This is a genomic window from Nocardia coubleae NBRC 108252 (assembly GCF_001612805.1).
Taxonomy (GTDB): Bacteria; Actinomycetota; Actinomycetes; order Mycobacteriales; family Mycobacteriaceae; genus Nocardia; species Nocardia coubleae.
Genome location: NZ_BDBD01000005.1, coordinates 102,287 through 112,616, shown reverse-complemented (window position 1 = coordinate 112,616; position 10,330 = coordinate 102,287). Strand labels below are relative to the sequence as shown.

9 protein-coding genes are annotated in these 10,330 nt (G+C 69.7%); 8 read left to right on the top strand and 1 reads right to left on the bottom strand.

Annotated elements, in window-relative coordinates; translation table 11 throughout:
• Nucleotides 1–265 precede the first annotated feature (265 nt).
• The 7 genes from NCO8_RS05320 (at nt 266) to gatB (ending at nt 8,161) form a co-directional block, all read left to right on the top strand.
• Nucleotides 266–1,993, top strand: a complete 1,728-nt coding sequence (locus tag NCO8_RS05320) for a hypothetical protein (protein ID WP_067636884.1) — start codon at nt 266–268, stop codon at nt 1,991–1,993.
• Nucleotides 1,994–2,061: 68 nt separating this feature from the next.
• On the top strand, nt 2,062–2,232 hold the full coding sequence (locus tag NCO8_RS31770; RefSeq protein WP_166655716.1) for a hypothetical protein: 171 nt from the start codon (nt 2,062–2,064) through the stop codon (nt 2,230–2,232).
• A 72-nt stretch (nt 2,233–2,304) separates the two neighbouring features.
• Entirely contained in the window at nt 2,305–3,114 is an 810-nt protein-coding gene (fdhD, locus tag NCO8_RS05315) for a formate dehydrogenase accessory sulfurtransferase FdhD (protein WP_067636883.1), read from the top strand.
• A gap of 109 nt (nt 3,115–3,223) precedes the next feature.
• A complete protein-coding gene (locus tag NCO8_RS05310; RefSeq protein WP_067636909.1) occupies nt 3,224–4,111 on the top strand; it encodes an LPS-assembly lipoprotein LptE in 888 nt (295 codons plus the stop codon).
• Between the two features lie 28 nt (nt 4,112–4,139).
• Nucleotides 4,140–5,174, top strand: a complete 1,035-nt coding sequence (locus NCO8_RS05305) for an ATP-dependent 6-phosphofructokinase (RefSeq protein ID WP_067493464.1) — start codon at nt 4,140–4,142, stop codon at nt 5,172–5,174.
• Between the two features lie 57 nt (nt 5,175–5,231).
• Nucleotides 5,232–6,611, top strand: coding sequence for an alpha/beta hydrolase family protein (locus tag NCO8_RS05300; RefSeq protein WP_067636881.1), 1,380 nt, complete (start codon nt 5,232–5,234; stop codon nt 6,609–6,611).
• Nucleotides 6,612–6,655: 44 nt separating this feature from the next.
• Complete coding sequence (gene gatB, locus NCO8_RS05295; RefSeq protein WP_067493247.1) at nt 6,656–8,161, top strand: Asp-tRNA(Asn)/Glu-tRNA(Gln) amidotransferase subunit GatB; 1,506 nt, start codon at nt 6,656–6,658, stop codon at nt 8,159–8,161.
• Nucleotides 8,162–8,231: 70 nt separating this feature from the next.
• Here gatB and NCO8_RS05290 read toward each other — a convergent pair whose 3' ends face one another.
• Entirely contained in the window at nt 8,232–9,353 is a 1,122-nt protein-coding gene (locus tag NCO8_RS05290; protein WP_067636879.1) for a PQQ-dependent sugar dehydrogenase, read from the bottom strand.
• Between the two features lie 90 nt (nt 9,354–9,443).
• Between NCO8_RS05290 and NCO8_RS05285 the strand changes: the two genes are divergently transcribed.
• The gene (locus NCO8_RS05285; protein ID WP_067636877.1) at nt 9,444–10,289 is read left to right on the top strand and encodes a DoxX family protein; all 846 of its coding nucleotides are present in this window, start codon (nt 9,444–9,446) and stop codon (nt 10,287–10,289) included.
• Nucleotides 10,290–10,330 lie beyond the last annotated feature (41 nt).

Here is a 10,330-nt window from a genome sequence, read left to right as displayed (position 1 = left end):
CGGTCTCGCGTACGGCGTCGGTCGGCCAGGCGAAACATCTTCGCCCGTCCCGCAACCCGGCAGTATCGCGTACGGCGTCGATCGCCCGGGCGAAACTTCCTCGCCTGTCCCGCAACCCGGCGCCGCGAGGGGCTCTCTTCCCGGTGGTCCCGCGTATGGTGGTGGTCTGCCGGGCGAGACTTCGTCGCCTGTCCCGCAACCCGGCGGATCGCACCCCGGCGGTCCCGCATACGGCGGCGGTCGTCCCGGCGAAACCTCCTCGCCCGTGCCGCAATTCGGTGGTCCCGCCGACGCTCAGCGTGGCCCGCTGGTGCCGCCACGCAGTGCCCCGACCCAGCGCTACTCCGGGGAGTACCCGGTGCCGGGTGGGCAGCCGCCCGCTGATCTCGGTTCCCGTCAGAACCCGGGTGACCGTCCGGCTCCACCCGCCCGGTTGGTCTCCCCGCCGGTCCCCGGTGGCACCGGACCGCACCCGCTCCCCGGCACCGACCTGCCCGAGCGCAGCCCCGGATTCGGCTCTCCCGCAGAACCTTTCGGTTCCGAGAACGGTCCGGAACCACGTCCGGGTCAGCCGTACGGGCCGCGACCGGGCGAGAGCGCGAACACGCCCGCGCCCGCGACTCAGAAGTTCGATGCGGATCGATTCGGCCCTGCTGCCGGGCAATTCGACGACGAGCGATTCCCGGGGCCTGGTCACGCACCGGATTCCCGGTCCGCTGGCGCAGCCAATCCGTTCGGTCCGTATGCGGCGGAGGCGAGTTCGGCGCACGGTGGTGATCGATTCGGTCCGGACAGTGGTGACCGGTTCCCGGCCGACGAGGACTCGGCTTCGCGGCGTCCCGATGGCTTCGGTCCGCCGACCGAGCAGTACGACCCACGGTCCGCCGACGACCAGCGAAAAGATCGGCCCGACGACCGTCGAGACCCGGCCCAGCCGGGCAGCGGCAACCACTTCGCCCCGCCCACCGAGGTGTTCGGTTCGGAACATCGGCGGTCGGCGCCCACCGAGCACTACGGGCAGAACGATCAATTCAGCCCGCCCACCGAACAATTCGACCCGGCGGACATCGGTGACCAGCGGTCCGCGCAGACCCGGCACTACCCGGACGCCCAACGCTCCGCGCCCACCGAGCACTACCCCGGTGGCCCGGAGGCGCGCCGCTCCGCTCCGACCGAGCACTACGGGTTCGACGGGCCGGACTCGCAGCGTTCCAAGCCGACCGAGCATTACGGCTTCGACAGCCCGGATCCACAGCGCTCTCAGCCGACGGAGCATTACGGCTTCGACGACCCGGACCCGCAGCGTTCCCAGCCCACCCACCAATACCGTGGTGGCGCGGCGCCCTTCGGTGCGCACAATGCCGTCGACCCGGCGAATCCGTACAACGATCAGGCCGCCTACTCCCAGTACGACGACCAGCAGGCCTACGGCGACCACGCCTACCGCGACAACGACGGCCCCTACGGTCCCGAACCGGCCTATGCCCCGGAACCCGCCTGGTCCCACCAGGACTCGAACCGCCGATCCATGCTGCTGCCGATCCTCGTCGGCGTGCTCGCCGTCATCGTCGTCGCCATCGGCGGGGCGATCGGCTGGCGGCTGATGGCGGCCACCGACTCCACCGACACCGCGGGCGCGCCGTCGACCTCGCTGGTGCCCGCCGGACCGACCGGCACCACCGCACCACGGGCGACCACGGCCGCACCGACCACCTCGGCAGGCCCGGTCACCCTGCCCGCGGGGGCGCAACCGTGCGATTCCGGTTCGGGCAGTGGCAGTTTCAGCAAGGCGGCGGTCGGCAACACCGTCACCAGCTGCCCGTTCGCGCAGGCGGTCCGCGAGGCGTACGCGGGCGGTGGCAGCGCGAGCGGTGCCCGCGAGGTGGTGGCGACTAGCCCGGTGACCGGACGCACCTACACGATGACGTGCACGCCCGCGGGCAAGCTCGTCACCTGCACCGGCGGCGAGAACGCGGTCGTCTACGTGTACTGACCACCGGCTCGGCACCACGCCGCGCCGACCTGCGGACGCAGATATGCGAATCGTTGCATACTGTCGGTATGGCTGATGACGACCAGTGGTACTACTGCCTCAAGCATCACAAGGCCGAGCAGGGCAAGTCCTGCTGGTACGGCGACCGGATGGGGCCGTACCCGGACCAGGCGACGGCCGAGCGGGCGCTCGAGATCGCGCGGGCACGCAACAAGGCCGCCGACGACGAAGACGACTAGACCCGGCCGGTTCGCCTACCGTCGTTCCGGCGACGACGAGCACCACTCGTCACCGACTGATCGGCACACCTGATGAGCAGAGTCACCGCACGACGCAAGACCGTCCGGCTGTCACCGGCCGGGCGGGTCGAGCGCCCCGACACCCTCGCGGTCGAGGAACCACTCGAGATCAGGGTCGACGGGCAGTCGCTCTCGGTCACCATGCGGACACCGGGCAACGACATCGACCTGGTGCACGGCTTCCTGCTCGGTGAGAACATCATCGGCACCGCCGACGACATCGTCACCGCCCGCTACTGCGCGGGCACCGACAGCGAGGGCCGCAACACCTACAACGTGCTCGACGTGCGGCTGCGCGATCCCGTGCCGCTGCACCCGCGCAACCTCGTCACCACCGGCGGCTGCGGCCTGTGCGGCAAGAGCGCCCTCGACGAGGTGCGCACCCACACCCGCTTCCCGCTGCCGCCCGCGGTCCCGGCCGTCGGCACCGAGGTGCTGACGCGGATGCCCGGCCTGCTGCGCGAAGGGCAGAAACTCTTCGACGCCACCGGCGGTCTGCACGCGGCGGGCCTGTTCACCACCGATGGCACCCTGCTCGCCCTGCGCGAGGACATCGGCAGGCACAACGCCGTCGACAAGGTGATCGGCTGGGCGGTGCGGGAGAACCGGATCCCCGCGCACGATCTGGTGCTCGTGGTGAGCAGCCGGGCCTCCTTCGAACTGGTCCAGAAGGCCGTGATGGCGGGTATCCCGATTCTGGCCGCGGTATCGGCGCCGAGTGCCCTCGCCGTCGACCTCGCCGTGGAGTCCGGATCGACGTTACTGGGATTCGTCCGTGGCGAATCGATGAACATCTACTCGGGTGAAAACCGTGTGACCTGACGGTTTACGGACGAAGTGGGCGTTGGGCCATACAGCCCAGTACGGTGTCGGACACGGCTACCCAGCACCGAAAGCCCGGGGGAGTTCACAAACGAAAATGCTTCACATCATGACGAACAACCGACGCCACCCGATACGGGTGGCGCTGTCAGCACTGCTGGGCGTTGCCGTATTGGTCACCGCGGGCTGTGGTTCCGACAGCAGCCCCGCCGCGCCGCAGGTCACCACGAAGAGCCCGGCCACCCTGCCGGGCGGCCCGGTGACAGCCGAGGTCTCCGTCGCGGTGCCCGGCAGCCTGGCCGCCGACTTCGCCGATCTGCAACGCGGTCTGCGTGGCAGCGTGGGCATGGCGATCATGCCGGTCGCCGGGACCAAGATGGTCACCTTCGGCGACTGGACGACCGGCCCGGCCTGGTCGACGATCAAGGTGCCGCTCGCCATCGCGGTCTCGCGTCGCAGCAGCGCCTACAACTCGTCGGTGAACGCCGCCATCACCGCCTCCGACAACGCCGCCGCCGACGCTCTGTGGTCGACCTTCGGCGACAACGCCGACGCGGCCGCCGCGGTGGAAGGGGTCCTGCGCGAAGGCGGCGACACCACGACGACCGTGCCGACCGTACGTACCCGCTCGGACGCCTCCATCTACGGCCAGGCCGAGTGGGCGCTGGCCGATCAGGTCCGGTTCGCCGCCCAACTGCCCTGCCTGCCGCAGAGCGAGCGGGTGGTCGGTTTGATGCAGCAGATCGTCGTCAGCCACCGCTGGGGCCTCGGGGCATTCACCAGCGCCGAGTTCAAGGGCGGGTGGGGGCCGGATACGTCCGGAAAGTACCTGGTCCGTCAGTTCGGGCTGATCGATTCGCCCTCGGGCCGCATCGCGGTTGCCTTTGCGGCCAAACCCGATTCGGGCGCTTTCGCCGACGGTATGACCATGCTCGACAAGATGGCGACCCTGCTCTCGGGCCACCTCGACGAGCTCGCCGGAGGCCACTGCCCCTGATCCGCGCTGGTGGGGCAAGATGAACGCCATGCGCATCGGAGTCTTGACCGGAGGCGGAGACTGTCCAGGGCTGAACGCGGTGATCCGGGCGGTGGTCCGAACCGCGAACGGCCGCTACGGCGACGCGATCGTCGGGTTCCAGGACGGTTGGCGCGGCCTACTCGAGGACCGCAAGATCCGCATCCACAACGACGACCGCACCGACCGGCTGCTCACCAAGGGCGGCACCATGCTCGGTACCGCCCGCACCAATCCCGACGTCCTGCGCGCCGGGCTGCCACGCATCCAGCAGACCCTCGACGACAACGGCATCGAGGCCCTGATCCCGATCGGCGGCGAAGGCACCCTCACCGCGGCCAGCTGGCTGGCCGAGGAGGGTGTGCCGGTGGTCGGCGTGCCCAAGACCATCGACAACGACATCGACTGCACCGACGTCACCTTCGGCCACGACACGGCGCTGTCGATCGCCACCGAGGCGATCGACCGCCTGCACACCACCGCCGAATCGCATCAGCGGGTGATGCTCGTCGAGGTGATGGGACGGCACGCGGGCTGGATCGCGCTGAACTCCGGCATCGCCGCGGGCGCGCACCTGACGCTGGTGCCCGAGGAACCCTTCGATGTCGCACAGGTGTGCGCGATGATCAAGTCCCGCTTCCAGCGCGGCGAGAAGAGCTTCATCTGTGTCGTCGCCGAAGGTGCCCACCCCGCACCGGATTCCGGGTTCACGCTGCGTGAAGGCGGAATCGACGAATTCGGGCACGAGCGGTTCACCGGTGTCGCCCAGCAGTTGGGATCCGAGATCGAGCGCCGGATCGGCAAAGAAGTCCGCACCACGGTGCTCGGCCACGTCCAGCGCGGCGGCAGCCCCACACCCTACGACCGGATCCTGGCCACCCGCTTCGGCGTGCACGCGGCAGAGGCCGTGCACGCCGGCCATTTCGGGATGATGGTCGCCCTGCACGGCACGACCATCGGTCTGGTCCCGCTGTCGGAGGCGACCAAGCAGCTCAAACGGGTTCCGGCCGAACGGCTCAGCGAGGCGCAGGCCTTCTTCGGCTGAGGGCTGCCTGGCGAGGCGTTGCGTGGACTTGTCGGTGGGCGTCGGTACCGTGGTTCCATGCGCACCGGTCGAGTGTTCGTTTCGGTTCTTGCAGTCCTCACCGCCCTGGTCGGCGGATGCTCCGGGTCCACACCGGATTCCGGGGAAACCACCGTGCACGGCAACTGGAACGGCGCGATCGAGTTGCCGGGGCAGCCGATCCCGATCGGGGTGAGTTTCGCCGAAGACGGTTCGGCCACCCTCGACATCCCCATCCAGGGTCTGCGTGACGCGCCGCTGAAAGACGTTGTCGCCGAGCCGGACAAGGTCGAGTTCGCGCTCCCCGACGCGCCGGGCGACCCGCGGTTCCGCGGCAAGCTCGAGGGGGAGCAGATCACCGGTGACTGGACGCAATCGGGCCAGTCGGCGCCACTCACGCTGCGGCGCGGCAAGATCGAGAACGTCGCCCGTCCGCAGGACCCGAAGCCGCCGTTCCCCTACCGCAGCGAGGACGTCACCTATCGCAGCGGCGACATCACCATCGCGGGCACGCTCACCGAACCCGAAGGGCCGGGCCCGTTCCCGGTGGTGCTGATGATCACCGGCAGCGGCCCGCAGGACCGCAACGAGGAACTCCTCGGGCACCGCCCGTTCCTCGTGCTCGCCGACACCCTCACCCGCGCGGGCTACGCCGTGCTGCGCACCGACGACCGCGGCGTCGGCGGAACCGGCGGCAAGCTCGACGACGCCACCTACGACACCCTCGCCGGTGACGCCGCGGCCGGTGTGGCGTTCCTACGCGAGCGGCCCGAGATCGACGACGAGAAGGTCGGCCTGTTCGGCCACAGCGAGGGCGGCTACCTCGCACCGCTGGTCGCGGCAAGGCCGGGAAGCGATATCGCGTTCGCGATCCTGATGGCCGGCCCGTCGGTGCCGGGCGCCGACGTGCTGATCGAACAGAACAAGGTCATCATGGCCGCCTCGGGCGCGCCACAGGACAAGATCGATCAGCAGGTCGACTACCTCACGAAATGGACCGCGATGCTGCGCGCCGGCGACCTCGAGGGCGCCCGGGTGTACTCCCAGCAGCACAACGAGTCCTTACCCGAGAACGAGCGCGCACCGAAGGAAGCGGTCGATTCGTTCAACACCCCCTACATGACCTCCTTCATGACCTTCGACCCACAACCGTCGCTGCGCGCGCTGCGCGTGCCGGTGCTCGCCTTCTTCGGCGGCAAGGACCTGCAGGTTCCCGCCGCCCAGAGCGAGGGCCCCATGCGCGAGGCGCTGGCGGGCGCGCCCGACCCGACGGTGCACACCTTCCCCGGCCTCAATCACCTGATGCAGCCCACCGAGACCGGCAACCCCAGCGAATACTCGAGCATCGAGACCACCATCGATCCGGCCGTTCTCACCTACGTCACCGACTGGCTCACCCGTCGTGTCCCGCCGCGCTAGGACCACCGGCCGCCGCCGTGAGCGGCTTACATAGACTGCTAGGCATGAGCGCACCCACGGTCGAGTTGATGGATTACGCCGATGTCATCTCCCGGTACGAGCCGGTGCTCGGCATGGAGGTCCACGTCGAGTTGTCCACGGCGACCAAGATGTTCTGCGGTTGCCCCACCGAGTTCGGTGCCGAACCCAATACCCAGGTGTGCCCGGTGTGCCTCGGGCTCCCCGGCTCGCTGCCGGTCGTGAACGAGAAGGCCGTCGAGTCGGCCATCCGCATCGGCCTGGCGCTGAACTGTTCGATCACCCCGTGGGGCAGGTTCGCGCGCAAGAACTACTTCTACCCAGACCAGCCGAAGAACTACCAGATCAGCCAGTACGACGAACCCATCGCCACCGACGGCTTCCTCGACGTGGTGCTCGACGACGGCAGCACCTTCCGCGTCGACATCGAGCGCGCCCACATGGAAGAAGACACCGGCAAGTCGCTGCACGTGGGCGGTGCCACCGGCCGCATCCACGGCGCGAGCCACTCGCTGCTCGACTTCAACCGGGCGGGTGTGCCGCTGATCGAGATCGTCACCAAGCCGATCACCGGCGCGGGCGAACGCGCGCCCGAGGTGGCCCGCGCCTACGTCACCGCGCTGCGCGAGGTGCTGCGCTCGCTCAACGTCTCGGACGTGAAGATGGAACAGGGCTCGCTGCGCTGCGACGCCAACGTGTCGCTGATGGCGATCGGTGCGAAGGAATTCGGCACCCGCACCGAGACCAAGAACGTGAACTCGCTCAAGAGCGTCGAGGTCGCGGTGCGCTACGAGATGCGCCGTCAGGCCGCCGTGCTCACCGCGGGCGGGGAGATCGTGCAGGAGACCCGCCACTTCAACGAGGCCGACGGGTCCACGTCGGCGGGTCGCCGCAAGGAGACCGCCGAGGACTACCGCTACTTCCCCGAACCCGACCTCGAGCCCGTCGCCCCGGCCGCCGAGTGGATCGAGGAACTGCGCGCCACCATCCCCGAGTACCCGTGGCTGGTCCGCGCGCGCATCCAGGCCGATTGGGGCCTGTCCGACGAGGTGATGCGCGACCTGGTGAACGCGGGCGCCCTCGACCTCATCATCGCCACCGTCGAGGCGGGTGCCCCCGCCAACGAGGCCCGCTCCTGGTGGGTCGCGTACCTCACCGAGAAGGCCAAGGAACGCGAGGTCGCCCTGGTCGACCTGCCGATCACCCCCGCGCAGGTGGCGGCGGTCATCGCCCTGGTCGAGGCGAAGACGGTGAACAACAAGGTCGCCAAGCAGGTCGTCGACTTCGTGCTGGCCGGCGAGGGCGAACCCGCCCAGATCGTCGAGGCCAAGGGTCTCGGCATGGTCAGCGACGACACCGCCCTGCAGGCGGAGGTCGAAAAGGCCCTCGCCGCCAACCCCGATATCGCCGACAAGATCCGCTCGGGCAAGGTCCAGGCGGCGGGCAAGATCGTCGGCGATGTCATGAAGGCCACCCGTGGCCAGGCCGACGCCGCGCGCGTCCGCGACCTGGTCATCGCGGCCTGTAGCTGAGAAACGAAGCAGCCCAACTGTTCTCGCTGTTCGCGGAGAACAGTTGGGCCGGCTCTCGGCCGCCGAAGCTCTAGTCGGGGCCGCCCGCGCCGCCCTGGGGCGATGGGATGCGCACGACGCGGTCGTCGAATTCGCCTGGGGCGCCGTCGGTTTTGTTGACCGTGCTCACCCACACGGCGCCGTCGGCACCACCCGTGGCGCCGAGCAGCTTGCCGTACTTGTCCTGGGCGATCAGGGTGGGCGCGGTGGTGACCGCGAAGGTGGTCATGTCGGCGGTGACGGCGGCGAGTGCCTTTCCTTCGGTGAGGGCGACGGCCACACCGTCGGTGGTCGCCGCGCACCCGCCGACGCCGGGGCGGTCGGGCCAGGTCCACGACACGGTGAGGGTGCCGTCGGTGCCGAGATGCTGCAGTCGGTCCTCGGCGGCGGTGCGGTCGGTGACCCACATGCCGTCCTTGCCGTCACGGCACAGGTCTCCGGCGGTGCCGATGCCCGAGGCGACCACCTGCGGAGTGTTCGCGCCCGACGACGGCGAGTCCAGCCGCAACAGTTTGCCCCCGAGCGAGCCGGGATCGGCCGCGGTGCCGGGATTGCCCGCATCGCCGGTGAGGACCAGCAGCTGGGTCGGTGTCGCCCATTCCAGCGCGCCGCGATTCCCGGTGGCGCCCTTGGGGATTCCGGTGAGGATCTCCTTCGGCGCGCCGTCGCGGGACAGGCGGACCACCCGGTTGTCGCTGCCGGTGGTGATGTAGGCGTACATCAGCCCGTCCTCGGAGAAGGTCGGGGACAAGGTGATATCGGAGATGCCACCGTCGCCCGACCCGTCGACGGGCAGCACCGCGACCTCCTCCGGCGGTGGCTGCGGAGTGCTCGCGTCGACCGGGGTCACCGACAGGATGCGACCGGTGCGGCGCTCGGCGACCAGCGCGCCGTCACCCACCGCGATCAGCCCGGCGGCCGAATCGAGGCAGGTGGCGATGACATTGGGATCAGGGTCGATACACGGCCCGGTCGGGCGCGGCGCCTGCGAGGGCGAGTCCTGCGGCGGCTTCGGTTCCGCGTTGGCACCGCCGATCGACGGCTCGGTGGTGAACGGGCTGGACGCCGACTCGTCGAATCGGGCACACCCGGCGACCAGAATCGTGCCGAGCGCCAATCCGACTGCCACGCGGCCCGCGAATACCGAACTCATGGTGCAGACGTTACCGGCAGTCGAGCGGGGCTGACACGCCTGATGCGGCGAAGGGCGGCGCACCGCGATCCCACGTCCTAAGGTGAGACCGTGACCGACAAGTCGAACGACACTTCCCCCGATGACGGGACGGCGCGGGCCGGAGAGGCCGCCTCCGCGGCGGGTCGGCCGGTGACCAGCCCCTTCGATTCGCCGACCACGCAGATGCGCAAGCCCGATCCCAAGGACGTGCCGCGCACCGACGAGGACCTCGGCCTGGATCCCGGCGACGAGGTCCCCACCGCGAGCAGCGCCGAGACCGGTGCCGCCCGCGACGACGACTACGGCTACGCGACGATCCCGCCCGCGACGGCCGCGTCGGCGGAATCGGTCCGCCTGCAGCGCCGCAACCGTGAGGCCCGGCGCGGCACTCTCGACTTCGGCCTGTTCGTGCTGCGCCTGGTGGTCGGCGGCACTTTCATCTACCACGGTCTGCAGAAGCTGACCGGCTGGTTCCACGGCCCCGGCATCGACGGAACCAAGGACATGATGGCGGGCGGCGGCTGGGACCACCCGTCGCTGGCCACCGCCCTGGTGATCGCCGGTGAACTCGGTGGCGGCGTGCTGCTCGTCCTCGGCCTGGCCACCCCGCTCGCCGCGGGCGCCATCCTCGCGACCATCTCCAACGCGTGGATGTGGAAGCAGGGCATGATCCCGGGTTTCCAGTACAACGCGGCGACCAAGTCCGGCGTGGAGATCGACACCATCCTCGCCGGTGCCGCGCTGGCGATCATCCTCACCGGCCCGGGCCGCTGGTCCCTCGACCGCACCCGCGGCTGGGCCACCCGCCCCGCCTACGGCTCCTTCGTGGTGGTCCTGCTGGCGATCGCCGCTGCCATCGGCACCTACTGGTTCCTCCACGGCGGCAACCCCTTGAAGGGCATCGGCCCCTTCTGAGCTGACCCGATCAGTTGTCGCCCATGGCAAATGGGAATGGC